Genomic DNA, 18,133 nt, shown 5'->3' on the forward strand with positions numbered 1-18,133 from the left:
GCTGCATGTCGAGTCGATGCTCAGTTTTAGCGCATCGTTAGCTGGGCGATGACGGCGCTGGCGATGGCGGCGGGTGCCGTTTGGAGGGCGCTTCCTTCGAGCCGGTCAGCGATGGGTGGCGATGGCGGCTGGTGATCCACCGCGCGCCGGGCTCGAGGCGTATCGCTCGGCTGGCGTGAAATAGGCGGCAGACCGATCTCGCTCGGTGTCAATTCAGCTCCGACCACGTTTGCCTTCCGCACCGTTCAGTTCGATGACTTCATCGACCTGGTAGCGGCCTTCGGCGGGCTCGGGACAGATCACCCCACAGCGCTCAGACCAGATTCCTGCGCAACAGCCGATAAGCAGCGTAGGGTCATCAGCCATCGGAACTTCCTTTAAAACAGCTAAGGTGAAACGCAAATCTCCAAGAAATTGGAGCATCCTTTATGCTTTTCACGGGGATCAGTCGCGGCTGATCCCCGTCGCGCGCGGAACGCGGATTTATCGGCTTCCCGCGGAATATGACGCGCCAGGTCCGCAGAATGCGCAAAACTTTTGATCACGCTGCCATCCCCGACTACCAAGCCCTCCGCGAGCGGCCCGTGGAGCGAGCCAAGGCGGCGCTGTTGTTTTTCGTAAGAGACTGCCTCGGCATCAATTTTTGGCGTTTTTTGCAGCCCTCCCACCATGCACCGTGGCGATGGAGGCCTGCGGTAGCGCTCATTATTGGGTCCGCGAATTCGGAAAGCTGGGACATTCCGTCAAGCTCATCGCCCCGGCTTATGTGAAGCCATTCGTTAAACGACAGAAAAACGACGCTTGCGATGCAGAGGCGATCTGCGAAGCAGCGCAACGTCCGACAAAGAGATTTGTCTCCGTCAAGACCGAAGAGGCGCAAGCTGCGGCGATCCTGTTCCGCACCCGCGATCTGCTCGTTCGCCAACGCACCCAAGTTATCAACGCCTTTTGCAGCCATTTGAACGAGTTCGGCATCGTTGTCGCAAAGGGGCCTCAACACGCGCCCAAGCTGGTAGAACCGAAAGACCTTCGGCGACAGCCGCCACAAGATGCATCCGAAGATCGAGCGAAAGCGGTTTGCTCATGCATGCCAGCTTCTTTCGCCAGCACGCAGTTGGAATCTGACTGGCGCCACTTTGGGAATCTAAAGGGTGATGTGAGGTCCGCGGTGCGATGTTGGGCGCGGTCGGGCGCGGACCTCACATAACCCCTGGGATTCCCTAGCGAGGGTTTGCGTGATTCATGAGATGACGGCTTATGGATGGCTGATCAATGGACGTGGACTGGCAAGCCGATATCGAACACTGGCTTGAGCTGTTTGTCGCGGCGTTGCGGTACAAGACGAGGGCGCGGATGTGTCCGGCCTATATTGCCGGACTGATTGGTCCGGGAGACCGCATGAGTGTTCAGCCGATGGCGGCGCGCGCTGGCGAGGTCGGCTACGATCAGCTTCATCATTTCGTCGCTGCCGGAGTTTGGGACAGTGCGCCACTCGAGGCAGCTCTGCTGAAGGAGGCAGATCGCCTGGTTGGCGACGAAGCGGGGTTTCGATGACACGGCGTTGCCCAAGAAGGGACGTCACTCGGTTGGCGTCGCGCCACAATATGCCTCGTCGCTCGGAAAACTGTCAGTCGCTGGTCTCAGTAACGTTGGCGTCGCGCGAGCTGCCGGAGACGATGGGCCTGCGGCTACTCTAGCTTCTTGAAATAACGGGCTTTGCGGCCGATCCAGTACAAGGGTCAATGGCACTAAAGAGCAGTATCGGGTGAGAATTAGTCGGGATAAAGGTATGGTGAGTTGGACGCAAGATCCTTGAAGCGCTCAAATCCCGGGGAGGTCTTGCGGGCGGGGGTATCGCCAGCGCTCGCGTTTCGCTCCGCATCGGCGGGAAAAGCGAGGATGCAGCGCGGCTCCCTTCGTTGCATCGCGCGCCAATCGAGGTTCGTGCGGCCACGACTCGACGGCTTCAATCGGGGATGGCGACAGAGAATTTTCGCCGACGGGCGTTCAGAAGCATGCAACGAAATCTTGAGCGGTTCGGTCGTCCTGCAACGCGCGGCCCGGCAAGGCCGGCGGCGACATCAACTCCGATCCGTTTCTGGCAAGCGCCGGCAGGCGCACGATTAATGTGGAGGAAAATCTATGTATCAGGAAGCGGTCACAAAACTTACCGGCGAGAATCTGATCAAGGCCAAATTCGACAATTTCATCGGCGGCAAGTGGGTCGCCCCGGTGCGCGGCGCTTATTTCGATAATGTCAGCCCGATCAGCGGCAAGGTTCTGTGTCAGGTCGCCCGCTCCACGGCTGAAGACGTGGAACTCGCCCTCGACGCCGCCCACGCCGCCAAGGATGCCTGGGGCGCCGCCTCCGCGACCGAACGCTCCAACGTGTTGCTGAAGATCGCCGACCGCATCGAGGCCAATCTTTCGACCCTCGCGCTGGTCGAGACCCTCGACAACGGCAAGCCGATCCGCGAGACGACCTACGCCGACGTTCCGCTGATGGCCGATCATTTCCGCTATTTCGCCAGCTGTTTGCGCGCCCAGGAAGGCGGCATCTCGGAAATCGACCACGACACCGTCGCCTATCATTACCATGAGCCGCTCGGCGTGATCGGCCAGATCATTCCCTGGAACTTCCCGCTGCTGATGGCCGCCTGGAAGCTCGCCCCGGCGATCGCCGCCGGCAACTGCGTGGTGATGAAGCCCGCCGAACAGACCCCGATCGGCATTCTGGTTCTCGCCGAACTGATCGCCGACCTGCTGCCGCCCGGCGTGCTGAACATCGTGAGCGGCTTCGGCGCCGAAGCCGGCAAGGCCCTGGGCCAGAGCAAGCGCATCGCCAAGATCGCCTTCACCGGCTCGACCGCAACCGGCCGCATGATCGCCCATTACGCCGCCGACAACCTGATCCCGGCGACGCTGGAGCTGGGCGGCAAATCGCCGAACATCTTCTTCGCCGACGTGATGGACGAGGACGACGAATTTTTCGACAAGGTGCTTGAAGGCTTCGCGCTCTTCGCCTTCAACCAGGGTGAAGTCTGCACCTGCCCCAGCCGCGCCCTGGTCCAGGAATCGATCTACGACAAGTTCATCGAGCGCGCCGTCAAGCGCGTCCAGGCGATCAAGCAGGGCAGCCCGCTCGACATGACCACCATGGTCGGCGCCCAGGCCTCGAACGACCAGATGCAGAAGATCTTGTCCTATATCGACATCGGCAAGCAGGAAGGCGCGCAATGCCTGACCGGCGGCACGCGCGCCCATCTTGGCGGCGAGCTGGAAGGGGGTTATTACATCGACCCGACCGTCTTCCACGGCACCAACAACATGCGCATCTTCCAGGAAGAAATTTTTGGACCGGTGCTGTCGGTCGCGACCTTCAAGGACGAAGAAGAAGCCCTGAAGCTCGCCAATGACACGATCTACGGTCTCGGCGCCGGCGTGTGGAGCCGCAACGGCAACCGCGCCTATCGCATGGGTCGCGGCATTCAGGCCGGCCGCGTCTGGACCAACTGCTACCACCACTACCCCGCTCACGCCGCCTTCGGCGGTTACAAGGAATCGGGCGTGGGCCGTGAGAATCACAAGATGATGCTCGACCATTATCAGCAGACCAAGAACGTTCTGGTCAGCTATAGCACCAAGGCTCTCGGCTTCTTCTGAGAACGGGCTTGATCAAAAAAATGAGCGCGGCCCTGGAGACGGGGCCGCGTTTTTTTGCCGACGCCTATGTTGGCGTTAGGACTCAGACCCATAAAATGGTTGGCATGGGCGCGGCGTTATGATTCACGGATTCCGAGAGGAATCAGTGATGAATCGGGATCAATTCTGGCAGACACACAGTTTCCGAAGATCGCGCCGCATCTTCCCACGGATACGCGCGGCAAGCCGAGGGTCGATGATCTGCGCGTCATCAGCGGAATCGGTCGTGTGTTGAAATCTGGCGTTCGTTGGATCGACGCGCCTGCCGATTACGGACCGAAGAAAACGCTCTACAATCGCTATGTGCGCTGGGCCGCCAAGGGGCGTCTGGTCCGATCTTTTCCAGGCCCTTGCCCCTGCCGCAGTCCGCCGACCGAGGTGCTGATCGACTCTTCCGCCGTGAAGGCGCATCGCTCGGCTTCGGGCGGGAAACGTATGGCCCGCCCCGTCGGCAAGTGGTTTTTTCAGCTGGCTGAACAATCTGCGAAAACGTATCCGGCCTTTCCGCCAAGGCGGTTGGCCAAGATGGAGATCCGCGCGTCCTAATCCTCATAAGGGGGCCGGCGTCGATGCGCCATTTTCTGCCCAAGGATTCCAGGACACCGGTCGACTGTCAGTCCATCTTCCTTTCACCACCCGCAGACATCGCAGGCCGGCAACGCTTTCGCGCCGGCCAATTCTCCTTCAAGCTGTCAGTGGAGCCGCCTAATAAACGCGTTCATGCCTCAGCATCGCCCAGACGATGCGCGCCATCTTGGCGGCAAGCGCGACGACCGCGACATTGCCCTGCGCTCGCGATAGTAAGCCGCGCAGCCAAGAGCCCAATCGGGTGTCGCTCTTTTTGAGCGTGGGCATGGCGGATCGGGCGCCTTGGATTATCATTTTGCGGAGATATTTACTCCCGCGCTTCGTAATGCCGGGCTTGTTTCGAAGACAGGCTTTCGCTTGGGCTCAAGGGCACGATGAGCGAGGCCGAGTCGCTTATCCTCAAGGGCCGCTTGCGTGAAGGCCGGCGCGAGAAGGCCCGACGAGGCGCCGCGCGGCTACGTGCTCAAACCTTCCGGCGAAGTCGCGCTTGACCCTCACGGGGGCGTCCAACGCGCGATCCGGCTGGTTTTCGCTGTGTTTGAACGCCGCGGTTCGCTCAGCGGCGTATTGCGGTATCTGGTCAATCACAATCTGGAGCTGCCCGATCTCGTGCGCTGCGGCCCCGCCAAGGGCGAGCTTTGCTGGAGCCGTCCCCATCGCGCCACCTGGCGTGCTTCATCATCCCACCCAGGCCGGGGCCTATGTGTTTGGGCGACGGCGCCAGGACTGGCGTCGCCAACTTCCAGGCAAGCCGCCCAGCGACCGGCGCTTCGTGCGCGATCCTCAAAACTGGACCGTGCTTCCTCAGAATGCGTTTTCTGCCTATATCGAATGGAGCGTCTTCGAAAACAACCAGCGGCAGATGGCCATGAACCGCTCTCGCTATCCCGGCGTTCCGCGTGGCGGCTCTTGCCGCGCGACAATCAGCATGAGAACGCGTGTCAATCAGGATGAGAATCTCCTGGAGGAAGGGCGTAGCCCGACCAGAGGCACAGCCTAATGGCGAAGCGTTTTTTTGAAGCCTTCCGGCGATCGCGGCCAGCCGGTTAACCGGGGATTTTTCCGCATTGGAGAAATCGCCTTGTGCCCGGCCGCCATGTAACCGACCACCAGATGCATGAAATTCCGTCAGACCGAGCCAGTCGCCTTTGTGGCGGCCAAGGCGTCGTTCAGGATGGCCACGGCCTATCGCATCGAATGAGATCCCCGCCTGCCGCCAGCAAAAAAAGAGCCGCTAGCAGGCGACAAAGCAACGAATAAGAACTGTTGCATTGAGGACACAATGCAAAAAAAATACCTTTTAGAAGCGCTGCACGAATGTATATTTTTTAGATTGAAGCACAAATGTGCTAGCCGTCGGTGTCGGGCTTTGTCATCAGTCGGCGCAATATTGGCGCTTAATGGGCGACAGGAAGCGGTCAACGAAAATCAAATAGAGGGTCTTGGAAATGACATTCATCCGTCGTGGCGCGATTGCGGCAATTCTGTTTGGCTCGATTGCGCTACCAGCGCTAGCGGCCGATCTTCCGTCCGGCGGGCAAGCGCCGGTCTTCACTCCCGTGGCTGACACGTTCGACCCGTTCATGATTCGCGTTCGCGGCCTTGGGGTTCTGCCGCAGGGACAGGGCACATCAGTGTCCGGCGCTGGTCCGATTTCTGGTACGCTTGCCGGCGCCTCACTATCTAATAATTTGGTTCCGGAAGGCGACGTCACCTATTTCATCACCCAACACTGGGCTGTTGAGGGGGTTGTCGCGGGGTTGATTCACGCTCGCCTGACTTCCAATGCTTTCGGCACGGCGGCCATCGCCAACACGACATTGCTGCCGCCGACGTTCACATTGCAATATCACTTCGCCTTAGGTCCGATCGACCCCTATGTAGGCGCCGGCGTGAACTATACTTGGTTTTTGTGGACCAAATCCTCGGTTCTTCCCTCGAATTCGGTCAATATTCACCCGAGCGCTGGATTGGCCCTGGATGCTGGTTTTGATTACTATTTGACTAAGCATTGGGCCCTGAACGTAGATGTCAAGAAGGTTTTCCTCGAGACTGCCGCCAATACGCCATTTGGCGTGAACTCTGTTCACCTCAATGCCAATCCTTGGCTGATCGCTTTTGGCGTGGGCTACCGGTTCGGCGGTGGCGGTGGGGAGACGCCGGTTGTCGCCAAGTATTGAAACATAAAATGCGCCCTCGCTATGATTTCATGAATGTGGTCGACAGATCCGTTCAGAGGCGAATCGTGGCGAGGGATGTCAAGAGCGTCATGTTCCAAAAGGATTCGATTTCGGCCTTGTCGACGCCAAAGGAATCGGCGGCGTCGATGATTTGCTGAATCTCGCTGAAAGTCAAACCGCCCTTCGAAACGCCGCCAGGGTGGCCGTCAAGGTTCTAGCTCATCAACTTGACGGGCTCGACAAGTCGCTCAACGATCTGCGGGGCGAAATCGCCAGCGCTCAAGCGCAATGCGAGAAGAATCGTTTGCTCGACGAGATTCCCGGCGTGGGCAAGCTCATCGCCACGGCGGTCGTCGCTAATGTGCCGGACCCGGGCGTGTTCAAATTGGGACGCGACTTTGCCGCCTGCCTCGGCATTACGCCGAGGCAAAGTCCGAGCGTCCGTTTGCCGACGCTCGGCGCCATCACCAAACAGGGCAATTGACACATCCGAACGCTGCTCGGTTCTCGCAGCGACCTCCCTGTTGCGCGTCATCGGCAAGCGCAAAGGCCCGTTGCACGATTGGTTAGATGTTTAGGCCCGGCATTTGATGGATTGGATCGAGTCTGAATCGTTCGGGCTCTTTTGTCCATGCTTCGCAGACGGCTTCGTAAGGCGTGAGGCCCTTGAGCGTTTTCAACCGACGGACAAAATTGTAGGCGGCCACAAAGTTTTCGAGATGAGCCGCGAGCTGCGCGTGATCGTCATAGTGATAACGTTTGGTGGTCGCCTCCTTGATCGTGCGTCGCCTGTAAAGCGTACAGGCAATCATCTTTAGTCGACGCCGGCTTACCTGTCGCCCGCCTCCTTCGCCTGCGTCTCGGTGATCGCGGAAAGGGCGGCGCTGGCCGATGTGGTTTCCACCGCCATTTCGGTGGTCGGTCCCGACAAGGGATTGACTATGCTGGGTCATTACAAGGCCGACACCTGTGGCGTGAGCAAGGCGGGGAGGTCCGCGCGAGTCCGGGGTTTCCGCGGCAGAATCTTGCCAGGACGTCGCCGGCCGTTTCTATTCGTCGCTATGCTGGGCGGCCAAGGCGGCGCGCGCCGGCGGGTATTTCTGCGCGGCGGAGCGTTGCAGCCATTGCTCCGCCTGTTCCGCGTCGACGGGGCGGCCCTTGCCGGTCTTGAACATCACCGCGAGCGCGTATTGCGCCTCGGCGTCGCCCGCTTGCCCGGCGATCATGAACCGCCGCCCGGCCTCATCGAGGTCGCGCTCGACGCCCTGGCCGGATTCGTACATCCAGGCGAGTCGCGTCTGGGCGCGGCGGTCGCCGCTGTCGGCCAGTCGCTGGTAGATCGCCGCCGCCTCGGCTTGGCGACCGCTGCTGCTCAGCAGTTCGGCCTGCTCGAATTCGCTGGGAGGTCGATCGGGGTGCGCCAGTGACGCCAGGCGATCGGCGGCGTCGTGGTCTCCCTGTTGCGCGGCGAGGCTCAGAAAGTGGCGCGCCTTGTCGATGTTTCGCAAGGGGCCGTCGCCGCTGTAAAGGACTCCCAGGCGGTATTGCGCCTTGAAGCCGCCCGCGTCGGCCGCCGCGACGTAAAGGGATTCGGCCTTGGCGAGATCCTTCGGTTCGCCAAGGCCGTCCTCGGCGAGGATGGCGAGGTTGAACAGCGCGTCCGGGTTGCCACGTCCGGCCAGGACTTCCCATACATGCCGGGCGGCGTCGTAATGCGCCATTTTGAATTCGGCATAGGCCTTGTAATTGCCCATAGCCGGATCGCGAATCCAATCCGCTTCCGTGGTGTCCTGCGCAAAGGCCGGGCCGGCGCCGGCCATCGCGACGATGAGGAGGAAAACATGTTTCATGATTATGACCTTCGACCGGATGAGATGTTTGTGGCGCTCCTCCTGCCTCAGCCGGAAGAGCGCAATTTTTTCGCGCGCAACGACGCGTCGTGCCTGCGAAAACGCCGAAAGACTTTCGTTCACCAGATTTCGTCAGGCCGCTTCGACGAAGGATGGTGGAAGCGACCCGATTTCATCAGTCGGTGGCGGAACGGGGAGCCAGCTTGAACACCCAGTAGGAGCCGCCCTGGTCGATTCCCTTGAAGGACTTGGCGACTTCGCCGCCCCACAGCGGAACAGCGCCGCCCCAACCGGCCGAGATGCCGATCATTTGCGCGCCATCCTGCTCCCAGGCGATCGGCGGGGCGACAATGCCGGTGCCGACGTTGAACTTCCAGAGTTCGGCGCCGGTCTTGGCGTCGAAAGCCTTCAGATAGCCTTCAGGCGTGCCGGTGAAGACGAGGCCGCCAGCGGTGGTCAGGACGCCGCCCCACAGCGGAGCCTTGTTCTTGTATTCCCACACCACCTTCTGGGTGGCGGGATCGATCGCCTTCAGCGAGCCGATATGATCTTCGAAGACCGGCTTGATGTTGAAGCCCGCGCCAAGGAAGGCCGCACCCTTCTTGTAGACGACCGGCTCGTTGTGGATGTCCATGCCCCATTCATTCGACGGCACATAGAACAGTTTGGTCTGGTCGGAATAGGCGATCGGCATCTGGTTCTTGCCGCCGAGGAAGGACGGAACCGCGAAGACTTCGGTTCCCTTCTTGCCATCGGCCGACAAGGACGGATCGCCCGGACGGAAATCGTCGTTGTAGATCGGACGACCATTGGCGTCGATGCCCTTGGCCCAGGTGATCTTGCTCACGAAGGGCATGGCCGAGATGAACTTGCCGTCCGTCCGGTCGAGAACATAGAAGAAGCCGTTGCGGTCGGCGGTGGCGCCGGCCTTGATGGTCTTGCCGCCCTTGTTCAGGTCGAACGGAATGAACTCGTTCACGCCGTCATAGTCCCAACCGTCATGCGGGGTGGTCTGGAAGCCCCACTTCATCTCGCCGTTTTCCGGGTCGATGGCGATGCGGGAGGCGGTCCACTTGTTGTCGCCGGGGCGCAGCCAGGAATTCCACGGCGCCGGGTTGCCGGTTCCGAAGAACACCAGCTTGGTTTCCGGATCATAGGTGCCGCCGAGCCAGGTGGCGCCGCCGCCCGTCTTGTATTGGTCGCCGGCCCAGGTCTCGTTGGCCTTGCCGGTCATGGTGGTTTCTTTGCCCTGATAAGTGCCGGTCAAGCCTTCGAGAACCGGGCGCGACCACACCAACTCGCCAGTGTCGACGTTGCGGGCCTCGACGCGGCCGACGACGCCGAATTCACCGCCGGAGACGCCGGTGATGATCAGCGCGCCATTGGCCTTGGTCGGGATGATCAGGGGCGCGGCGGAGTTGGAATAGCCGGCCTTGAAGTCGTCGATGGCCTTGTGCCACACGACCTTGCCGGTCTTGGCTTCGAGGGCGACGATCTGGGCGTCGAGGGTCGCGAAATAGACCTTGTCGCCGTAAATGGCGGCGCCGCGGTTGATCACGTCGCAGCAGGGCATGATGCCTTCAGGCAGGCGGTGGTCGTATTCCCACAGCTTGTCGCCGGTCTTGGCGTCCATGGCGAAGATGCGGCTGTAGGACGCGGTGATGTAGACGACGCCGTCATGCACCAGGGCCTGGCCTTCCTGGCCACGCTGTTTTTCGCCGCCGTAGGAGAAGGACCAGGCCGGGACGAGGTCCTTGACGTTGGCGGTGCTGATCTGTTTGAGCGGGCTGAAACGGTGACCCTGAAGGCCGCCATTGGTCAGAACCGACTTCGGATTGGTCGCGTCATTGAGCAGATCGTCGCCGGTGACCGGGCCGGCGTAAGCGGCGCCGGCAAAAGCCATCCCCATGACGGAAACGCTGGCCAACAGTATCTTTTTAATCATTCCCATTCCTCCCAAGAAGCCGCGGCGGTGGTTCCGCCGCATTTTAGCCTGGCGCCAAAGCGGAGCCCGCCGGGCGTCTGACCTCGCCGGAGCTTGACGCGTTTAACCGAAACGTCGCCCGCGCTCCAACATTTCTGTCGACCGTCACATTCCCAAAAACGGCGTCCGTTTTCAGGAACTTTTTTCGGTCATTGATCTTCCTTCGGCCGGCGCCAAGTGACGCCATAGGCCGAGAAAATCCTGTTCAATTCGCCGGAGGCCGAAAGCCCGGCCGTTTCCCTGTCGATGGCGTCGGCCAGATCGACGGCGCTGGCCTGTACGGCGCCGCCGACCGGCCATTCCCGTGCGAAAGGATGTTTGGGATAGACGATGCTGACGGGTTTGGCGGCAAGGGAAATCCCGAGAGCGTGCGAGTCGAAAACGCCACGTTCTTCCCCAAATTTATGCCAGATCGTAGAGCGCGGCACCGCGAAGGGAATTGTACTTTGGCGCCCATGATGGCCGATTTCGCGCCCGCCTCGCGCACATTACTTTACTTTCGCGGCGCGCGGCGCGTAAGGAGTTGATTGCTCAAACGTCGCTTTTTTTTCGCGGACGCGTTAGAACGGGCGCGGCGTGAAGCCCTAGATTTCGTCGGCGGAATCGCGCGCGGCGACTTCACGCAAATCGGATCGCACGCGGCGAGCTGTTCGGAACAAAGCCATCGGTTGGCGAGATAAGGGCCAGACGAGGCGCATTGGTGGGACCAATCATGCCGACGACCGCCGCGCCGGCCGTGCCCGGGTTTTCTGGGTGCTTGGAGGCGCGAGGGAATAATCCTTGGCGGATGGCGGCGTCGAGGCGATAGCGGCGCGAGAACTGCGGGCAGCGTCGTGGTCATGATGTGTCGCATCGAAAATAATGGGCGCGGGCGAGATGGCGCGGCCTGAGAGGGTTGATGTGGCAATCACATCCTCTCAGACAGGAGGCTTCAGTCCAGAAGCCTCGCCGCAGCTCCCGCGTCTCGACCGCCAGGTGGCCGCTCCTGTCAGGATGTGGGCAGGAATTCGCCCGGAGGGTAAAGCGGATCGTTCCCGTGGAGACGAAGGGCAAGATGATCTCGTTGAGAGTCCAGCGCCTGCGAGCCGAAAGCAAGGTCGTGAAACAGATTGAGACGCCTCGCCTTACTGATCCCATCATGCGGCGGCCAAACGCCGACCGCGAAGAGAAGCGCGTGACCCACGCGAACGAAACGACCACCATTTTGGAAGATCGAACAGGAGCAGCTTGACTTCAGCGACCCCAATCAGAGAAGACGCTTAGCTCAACTGACCTTGCGGCAAGTGAGCAGAACTGCTGGCAAGGTCGTTTCAGACCGCATCTATTTCATCCTGTCATTGCAAACCTGCAGCATCGGCGTGTCGGAACGCATGTTCGGTTTGGTTCGCGTTTTGACCAAATCGAACGTTTTCAGAAGGGGTCCTCAGGTGGGGAACTCGTACCGCGATCACCACTATTACCGCCACCGCCACCACCGCCTCCTCCTTGTCCATAGCCTCTGGTGGCCGGCGGCGTTGCGGTAACACTGCCCGACGTTGACGGAGGCCGCATGTCACCGGCATTCGGGCCGCCAGTCGCATCCTCGATCGCGCCGCCGATCTGACCACCGACGGCGCGGCCGAGCGCCGTGATTCGCGAAATCACCCGGTCCGCTGCGGAATCCGCTTAGGAACGCACCCGTGCGGTATTAAGACGGGCAGGTTGGAACTCATATGGAAATTCGCATATTTTCAGGAACCTTTTTGATCCTGAACCATCGAACGACGGTAGGAGAGAAATCGTGAGACAAAATTCAGAGGGGCCGCTCGCGCATGACGCCGATGGCAAGCTGGAAGATGCCGAATTGGTGCGGCGCGCCTTGCAACGGGATGGCGGTGCGTTCCGGACAATCATGCAGAAATACAATCAGCGACTTTACCGCATTGCCCGGAGTATTCTCCGCAACGATAGCGAGGCGGAGGATGTCGTTCAGGAAGCTTATGTCAGCGCCTTTACCCACTTCGACAGCTTCCGCGGCGACTCCAGTCTATCGACCTGGCTCGCTCGAATCACGATGAATGAAGCACTGGGACGGCTCAGAGCCCAGCGTTCGACTGTGGATATCGTGAAATTCGAAACACAGCGAACCGCGGCGGAAATCATTCAATTTCCTCTCACGTCAAAAGCCGACGATCCGGAACGAACGATGGCTCAGCGTCAAATTCTTCAGCTTGTCGAACAGGCCGCCGACAAGCTTCCCGAAGCCTATCGAATTGTTTTCATCACACGGGTTATCGAAGGAATGAGCGTCGAAGACACCGCGGAGATCCTTGGCGTTCGACCTGAAACCGTCAAAACTAGGCTGCACCGCGCCAGACGGCTCGTTCGCGAGCAATTAGACAGGCAGATCGGCCCCGTCCTGATGGACGCCTTTCCATTCGCCGGCCGGCGGTGCGAGCGTCTGACCGTCGCGGTTCTGGCCCGTCTCGGCCTGTCCGGCTAATCGGGAACCTTTTCGCCCGCGGTCCATCTAACAGGCTTCAATTATGCGACGGGCGTCGTTTCGACGTCTGTACGGAGGAGTGTGCCCGTGATTCCGATTGTACATGCGCTGGATTGCGCAAGAATGCCGCAGCGCGAAGTCCAGAAGCCGAGTCGGGCCGAAGTCGAAGCTGCGGTGCGCACAATTATTCGATGGACCGGCGAGGATCCCGAGCGTGACGGCCTGATCGAGACTCCCGCTCGCGTGGCCCGCTCTTTGGAGGAGTTTTTCTCTGGCTACGACCAAGACCCGGCGGAGATTCTGGAAAAGACCTTCGAGGAGATCGACGGCTACGACGAAATGATCGTGCTGCGCGACGTACGCTTCGAAAGCCATTGCGAGCACCACATGGCGCCGATCATCGGCCGGGCCTGGGTGGCGTGCATTCCAGATGGCCGCGTGGTCGGCATCTCCAAGCTGGCCAGGGTGGTGGACGTTTACGCCAAACGCCTGCAAATTCAGGAAAAGATGACGGCGCAAATCGCCAACACCATCAACGACGTGCTCAAGCCGCAGGGCGTTGGCGTGATCATCAAGGCGACGCATCATTGCATGACCACGCGCGGCGTCCACAAGCCCGGCACGGACCTGGTCACCAGCCGCATGCTGGGATGCTTCCGCGACAACGCGCTGACCCGCCAGGAATTCCTTGGCATAGCGACTTGATATAGAGTGGGGCTCGTCAATTGCTGCTACGATGGAGGAGTAAACATGGCTGAAGAGCAAGCTCCGCCGGCTGGACCAGATCTCGCAGAAGGCGTTGCATGAAATGACTTCACCGGCGAGACCTTGCTCGGCCATGTCGGCGATCAGGATGTTTCGCTGGTGCGCTCGGGCCCGGAGATTTTCGCTATCGATGCGCATTGCAGTCATTACCACGGGCCGCTCGCCGAGGGCCTTGTGGTCGGGGACAGCATCCGGTGTCCCTGGCATCATGCCTGCTTCGACCTTAAAACCGGGGAAGCGACGCGCGCTCCGGCGCTGAACCTGCTCGGCGTCTGGCAAGTCGAGCAGGAGGGCGATCGCATCTTCGTCCGGCAAAAACGCAACCAGCCAAAGCCGCGCGGCAAGGGTCCCGTAAAAGCGGCCGACAAGATTGTGATCGTCGGGCGGCGCCGCGGGATTCGCCGCGGCAGAGATGTTGAGGCGGCAGGGGTTTTGCGGCGGCATCGTCATGTTGAGCAGCGATATCGCGCCGCCGGTCGATCGGCCAAATCTGTCGAAGGATTATCTCGCCGGCAATGCTCCGGAAGACTGGTTGCCGCTGCGCCGGGACAGCTTTGACACTGAGGCCGGCATCGACCTGCGACTCAAGACCGAAGTTGCCTTGATCGATACCAAGGCGGGCAACATCATTGTTGCCGACAGTGGCGCTGTTGCCTATGGCCGTGAACCTCAAATGCCGGAATCGCCGATCTCTGCGCCATTGTATAGACGGTCCTTTCGGCGACCTTGAGCAACGTGGCCGCCTCCGACAATTTCAGGATCTCGTCCGGCACGACGGCCTTTCGACGGTAACCGATGGCAAAGGATGCCAGCGCACCCTGGGTAATGCCGGCGCTTTTTGCGTTCGGAACGCCACGCCGGACATAGTCGAAAGTCGTGCTTAGGCTTCGCATTTCGGCCCCGATTCCGTGGAAAAATTCCCCTCAACCTGAACAGTGTCGAGAGGGTCCCCTCGCGCCAACGAGCGCGTTTCGTCGTATATGCAGAGGACAAACGATATTGGATAAAGATTTTGATGAGACGTGGCGGTTCATTGAAAGCATCGAGCGTTCCAGCGACGCGGCCGAAGTCGAACGTTCACTGCTGAAAATTGCCGTCCAGTACGGCTTCAACTCTGTGTTTGCCGGCATCGTACCTACAGCCCGCGTCTCGCCCGAGGAGATCGCATCGCGGATCCTGTTCCAGCGTTTCCCCTCGGAATGGTCGGCCCGCTATCATGACCGCGGCTACGTCTTTCGCGACCCGATCGTTCATCGCCTGCAACACGAGCGAACCCCCTTCGATTGGGAGGACGCATACCGCTCCTGCCCGGCGGCGAAGGACGTTACGCTTATCAAAGGCGAGGCGGCGGAATTCGGCCTGCGCGAGGGCTATGTCGTTCCCGTGCCGACGCTCGACGGCAGCCTCGCGGCGGTGTCGTTCGGCGGCTCTAACGCTGACGTCGACGCGGAGGGCCGCGCCCTGCTCGGCTTCGCCGCCAGTTACGCGGTCGGCGCCTTTCTCCATCACCAAGAAAGCCGCCGGCGTCTCCTCGGCAAGGTCAGCCCGCGAGAATTCGACTGCCTGCTCTGGGCGGCCGAAGGCAAAACCGATTGGGAGATTTCCGTCATCCTCGGAATCTCCAAGCCCACCGTCGTCAAACACCTCTTGTCGGCGCGCGAAAAACTCGGAGCCGTCACCAAGGGCCACGCGATCGCCATCGCCCTGCGGATGAAGCTGCTGCGCTGAGTTCGAATTCTGGCGCCGTCGCTGGCGCATCACGCCATTCGCTGACCTTTGTTCGTCTGCGCCTCGGCGCCCTCGCCCTCGATGTCGTGCAAGACCTTTTCTTGCTCGGCGCGGAGTTTTGCCAGCGCGTTGGACTCGACCAACGCCTGCGGCAAAGGCCGCGCCGGATGATCGGCAAGGATGTTCGCCGCCTCTCGCGCCGCGGCAGCCTCCCGCGCCTCACGCGCCGCAGCTTGCTGCGCGCCGGCGACGATTGCCCGATCGGCGAGGGTGTCGCGCTGCGACTCGGGATCAACCCCGCCCCTTCCCTCCTGGCGGCGCTTGGCGTCGATCGCCCGATCCGCGAGTCGCCGCGCCTCCGCCGCCTCCCGCTCCTCTTTCGCGCGGATCGCCTCGGCGCGCGAAAGCTCTTGGGCGCCGCCCTCTTGCGCCCGTTGCAGGTCGATGCGGTTGACGAGCGTCTCAAGATAGCGCGCCGACCGCTCCCGAAACTGCTGTTTGGTCGCGCCGTCGAGAAGATCGGCGGTGCGCGAAACCGCATCATTCATCAAGCGCAGATCCTTCGTCATCTTCTCCGACGTGATCGCCATGTCCTGGTTCTCCTCGGCAAAAGGGCGACGCGTTTTTCGATCGCGTGTAGAATGCCGCCGACCGCCTGCGCGAGGCTCAAACGCTCGAGCATGTCGCGGGCGGCGGCGTTTTCCGGATTTTCCCGAACGATTGCGCTCCAGGCCGCGACGCCCTCGTTGACTGCGCGGCGGTCTGGTTCCGACGCCGGCAACCGGATCGGATTTGTCCGCGCCGTGCGGATGCGTTGGCGGGCGTTGTCGATGAGACGCTGATTGGCCGGATCGGCGGCATAGGCGCGGTCGCGCGCCTCGCGCGCCGGCCGCGGCCGCTCGGCTGTGTCGACGACCGCCTTGTCCTTCGGGCCGTAGCTCTGCGACGACGCCCGCTCCTTCGCCGAAGTCGCGACGATTTTGAGCCCCTGCGCCTGCGCGTGCTCGGCGTAAGATTCGCGCCAGTCGCGAAACGTGTCGCGGTTCGGATGGATTTTTTGGCCAGACTCGTTCCTGACGGTGATGACCGCGTGGGCGTGGATGTGCCCGTCGGCCTCCTTGTCGTTATGGACACCGAACATGAATTTGTGGTCGGCGAAACGGTCGTGCAGGAAGGCGCGTGCAGCGTTGGTCAGCGCCGCGACGTCGGTCCCCGCCTTCGCCGAAATGATCAGATGCATCGTGTCACGCGACGATTGCGAACGCAGCGACGGGCCCCATTGCCGCGCGGCCAAACGAATGTCGCCCGGGTTTGCGATCGTCTCGCCGCGGTCGTCGGCCGCCGCGCCTTTTTCTACGAGCCTGGTTAGCCGGTCGCCGACCCCGTCCCGGCCGTGCCCGGCGGCGCCGGGGACGACGGCGATCGTCTGCGGCGCGAATTCCGTGGCGGCCTCGATGCGCGCCTTGATGGCCGCTTCGGATTTGCCGTCGAGGCGACGGCGCGCAAATCCGTCCCCCTCGGCGTCAACACGCTCCTCGCGGATGCGGAACCGCTCCTTCGGCGCGCCCGCCGTCGCGATGACCACGCGCGCCTCGATTTCGCCCGAAGGCGAGGCGTCGATGCGCCAGGCGTGACAATGCCCCTCGAATCCGGCGGCGACCGCCTTTTCGTATGCCGCCCGGCCCTCGGGCGTGTCGGAAACGCCACTCAACTTCAGCCGTAGCGCCACGACGTCCTGACTCTCCGCCCGCCTGGAGAAACTCGCCGACCAGGCCTTGATTTCTTCTGCGACCGCCTCGCGGTCCGTCAGCATGCGTCCGTCATGGGTTTCGAGGGCGACGTCATCGCGTTGCACATATTGCCCGGTCGCCGTCGCCCGAGCCGCGCCGCGCGCGTAAGACACCACCTTGATGACGGCGGGCTGGTAGCCTGCGGCGAGTTTTCTCGCGCGGCCGAGTGCGCCACCGCTCTTTCCACCGCCACCGGATAGGTCGCCGGCGATCGTCGCGCTTTCCGACCGCGGAGCGCCTGTCCCACCCGTCACCCCGCCGCCACCAGAGGCCACAGGCAGGCGGCGGCGGCGTTCGTCGTCCCGGCCGCCGCTGATCGTCCTGCCCTCAATGCCGGCCTCTCTGGCTGGTGCCTCCGTCGGTCGCGGCGCCTGCGCGCGGCGCCCCCGCGGCGCGTCATCGACGACGCCCGACGGCCACAGTCGCCGGCGCTCGTCCCGTCCCCCCAGGACCGCGCGCCGGGTCGCCTCGACTTGCCCCAGCCACCAGTCGATTTGGGCGGCTTGGCTCATTGGTCTTCCGCCGGCAAGGTCAGTTTCGCCTCACGCCGCAGCTTCGATCCGTAGGCAACCGTCATTTCGGTGAGCTCGTCATTGAGTGCTGAGACGACCTCGTGCAGGCCGCGCCAGACCGCCTCGCTGTCCTCCAGCCGCACAGCCTGGCCGCGATGGATCGCTTTGAGAACCTGCGCCAAGTTGCGGCCGACCATCCGCACCTGGCTCGCCAGCTCGACGACGGCTCGCGTGTTCTCTGCCGAGAGCGCCGGCCCCGCCTGCACCGAAGCGCGGATCAGCCGCCGCACGACTTCGGCCTTTGGCAGGCCGAATAGCGTCACGGCCTCGGCCAGGCGGCGCTCGTCGGCCTCGGACAATTCCGTCCGCAGGCGTGGCTTGCGCCTGGGTTTTGTGACGGAACCGGCTGTCAGGCGACATCTTGGGGTGAGAAATCGAATGCAACGAAATCAAGTGTTTAGGCTTCGCCATGATATTTATGAATATCCATCTAATTTGATAATCTGCGTTGACTTGGCCATCAATTGTGAGAATTTTGGTGCCGAACGTTAG

General features: G+C 61.6%; 14 protein-coding genes and 6 pseudogenes. 11 read left to right on the top strand and 9 right to left on the bottom strand.

Going from position 1 to position 18,133, the window contains the following annotated elements:
• Positions 1-213 precede the first annotated feature (213 nt).
• Positions 214-366, bottom strand: coding sequence for a hypothetical protein (locus K2U94_RS19840; protein ID WP_243069019.1), 153 nt, complete (start codon positions 364-366; stop codon positions 214-216).
• Positions 367-586: 220 nt separating this feature from the next.
• Here K2U94_RS19840 and K2U94_RS19845 point away from each other — a divergent pair.
• The 4 genes and pseudogenes from K2U94_RS19845 to K2U94_RS19860 form a co-directional block, all read left to right on the top strand.
• Positions 587-1,015, top strand: a pseudogene (locus K2U94_RS19845) (IS110 family transposase); the annotation flags it as partial.
• A 257-nt stretch (positions 1,016-1,272) separates the two neighbouring features.
• Positions 1,273-1,691: pseudogene (locus K2U94_RS19850) on the top strand (transposase); the annotation flags it as partial.
• 451 nt (positions 1,692-2,142) lie between these two features.
• On the top strand, positions 2,143-3,663 hold the full coding sequence (gene adh, locus K2U94_RS19855; protein WP_243069020.1) for an aldehyde dehydrogenase: 1,521 nt from the start codon (positions 2,143-2,145) through the stop codon (positions 3,661-3,663).
• Between the two features lie 162 nt (positions 3,664-3,825).
• Positions 3,826-4,134: pseudogene (locus K2U94_RS19860) on the top strand (transposase); the annotation flags it as partial.
• A gap of 273 nt (positions 4,135-4,407) precedes the next feature.
• Here the strand turns inward: K2U94_RS19860 and K2U94_RS19865 are convergent.
• Positions 4,408-4,620 (bottom strand): annotated as a pseudogene (locus tag K2U94_RS19865) (hypothetical protein); the annotation flags it as partial.
• A gap of 1,118 nt (positions 4,621-5,738) precedes the next feature.
• Between K2U94_RS19865 and K2U94_RS19870 the strand changes: the two are divergent.
• The gene (locus tag K2U94_RS19870; RefSeq protein WP_243069021.1) at positions 5,739-6,470 is read left to right on the top strand and encodes an OmpW/AlkL family protein; all 732 of its coding nucleotides are present in this window, start codon (positions 5,739-5,741) and stop codon (positions 6,468-6,470) included.
• 199 nt (positions 6,471-6,669) lie between these two features.
• Positions 6,670-6,954 (top strand): transposase, encoded by a 285-nt coding sequence (locus K2U94_RS20680; RefSeq protein ID WP_243069022.1) that lies wholly within the window; start codon positions 6,670-6,672, stop codon positions 6,952-6,954.
• Between the two features lie 82 nt (positions 6,955-7,036).
• On the opposite strand, the pseudogene K2U94_RS19880 reads toward K2U94_RS20680, so the two are convergent.
• The 4 genes and pseudogenes from K2U94_RS19880 to K2U94_RS19895 form a co-directional block, all read right to left on the bottom strand.
• A pseudogene (locus K2U94_RS19880) lies at positions 7,037-7,255 on the bottom strand (IS3 family transposase); the annotation flags it as partial.
• A gap of 264 nt (positions 7,256-7,519) precedes the next feature.
• Positions 7,520-8,320, bottom strand: coding sequence for a tetratricopeptide repeat protein (locus K2U94_RS19885; protein WP_243069023.1), 801 nt, complete (start codon positions 8,318-8,320; stop codon positions 7,520-7,522).
• A gap of 175 nt (positions 8,321-8,495) precedes the next feature.
• Positions 8,496-10,265: a PQQ-dependent methanol/ethanol family dehydrogenase gene (locus K2U94_RS19890; protein WP_243069024.1), complete on the bottom strand. Its 1,770-nt coding sequence runs from the start codon at positions 10,263-10,265 to the stop codon at positions 8,496-8,498.
• A 188-nt stretch (positions 10,266-10,453) separates the two neighbouring features.
• On the bottom strand, positions 10,454-10,732 hold the full coding sequence (locus tag K2U94_RS19895; protein ID WP_243069025.1) for a hypothetical protein: 279 nt from the start codon (positions 10,730-10,732) through the stop codon (positions 10,454-10,456).
• 608 nt (positions 10,733-11,340) lie between these two features.
• On the opposite strand from K2U94_RS19895, the gene K2U94_RS19900 reads away from it, so the two are divergent.
• From K2U94_RS19900 to K2U94_RS19920, 5 genes and pseudogenes are all read left to right on the top strand, one after another.
• Positions 11,341-11,535 (top strand): hypothetical protein, encoded by a 195-nt coding sequence (locus K2U94_RS19900; RefSeq protein ID WP_243069026.1) that lies wholly within the window; start codon positions 11,341-11,343, stop codon positions 11,533-11,535.
• 546 nt (positions 11,536-12,081) lie between these two features.
• Positions 12,082-12,786: an RNA polymerase sigma factor gene (locus K2U94_RS19905; protein WP_425332563.1), complete on the top strand. Its 705-nt coding sequence runs from the start codon at positions 12,082-12,084 to the stop codon at positions 12,784-12,786.
• A gap of 123 nt (positions 12,787-12,909) precedes the next feature.
• Positions 12,910-13,491 carry a GTP cyclohydrolase I FolE gene (folE, locus tag K2U94_RS19910; RefSeq protein WP_243069055.1) on the top strand — a complete coding sequence of 194 codons (582 nt, stop codon included), beginning with the start codon at positions 12,910-12,912 and terminating at the stop codon, positions 13,489-13,491.
• 45 nt (positions 13,492-13,536) lie between these two features.
• Positions 13,537-14,215: pseudogene (locus K2U94_RS19915) on the top strand (Rieske 2Fe-2S domain-containing protein); the annotation flags it as partial.
• A gap of 212 nt (positions 14,216-14,427) precedes the next feature.
• The gene (locus K2U94_RS19920; protein WP_243069027.1) at positions 14,428-15,279 is read left to right on the top strand and encodes a helix-turn-helix transcriptional regulator; all 852 of its coding nucleotides are present in this window, start codon (positions 14,428-14,430) and stop codon (positions 15,277-15,279) included.
• Between the two features lie 29 nt (positions 15,280-15,308).
• On the opposite strand, the gene K2U94_RS19925 is transcribed toward K2U94_RS19920, so the two are convergent.
• The 3 genes from K2U94_RS19925 to K2U94_RS19935 are packed head-to-tail and all read right to left on the bottom strand — an operon-like array spanning position 15,309 to position 17,940.
• Entirely contained in the window at positions 15,309-15,869 is a 561-nt protein-coding gene (locus K2U94_RS19925) for a hypothetical protein (protein WP_243069028.1), read from the bottom strand.
• Positions 15,845-17,581: a relaxase/mobilization nuclease domain-containing protein gene (locus K2U94_RS19930; protein ID WP_243069029.1), complete on the bottom strand. Its 1,737-nt coding sequence runs from the start codon at positions 17,579-17,581 to the stop codon at positions 15,845-15,847. The genes K2U94_RS19925 and K2U94_RS19930 overlap by 25 nt, the downstream gene beginning before the upstream one ends.
• Positions 17,578-17,940, bottom strand: a complete 363-nt coding sequence (locus K2U94_RS19935; protein WP_243069030.1) for a hypothetical protein — start codon at positions 17,938-17,940, stop codon at positions 17,578-17,580. Before K2U94_RS19935 ends, K2U94_RS19930 begins: the two co-directional genes overlap by 4 nt.
• Between the last annotated feature and the right edge of the window lie 193 nt (positions 17,941-18,133).

Origin of the sequence: Candidatus Rhodoblastus alkanivorans, assembly GCF_022760755.1 — a bacterium.
GTDB classification, from domain to species: domain Bacteria; phylum Pseudomonadota; class Alphaproteobacteria; order Rhizobiales; family Beijerinckiaceae; genus Rhodoblastus; species Rhodoblastus alkanivorans.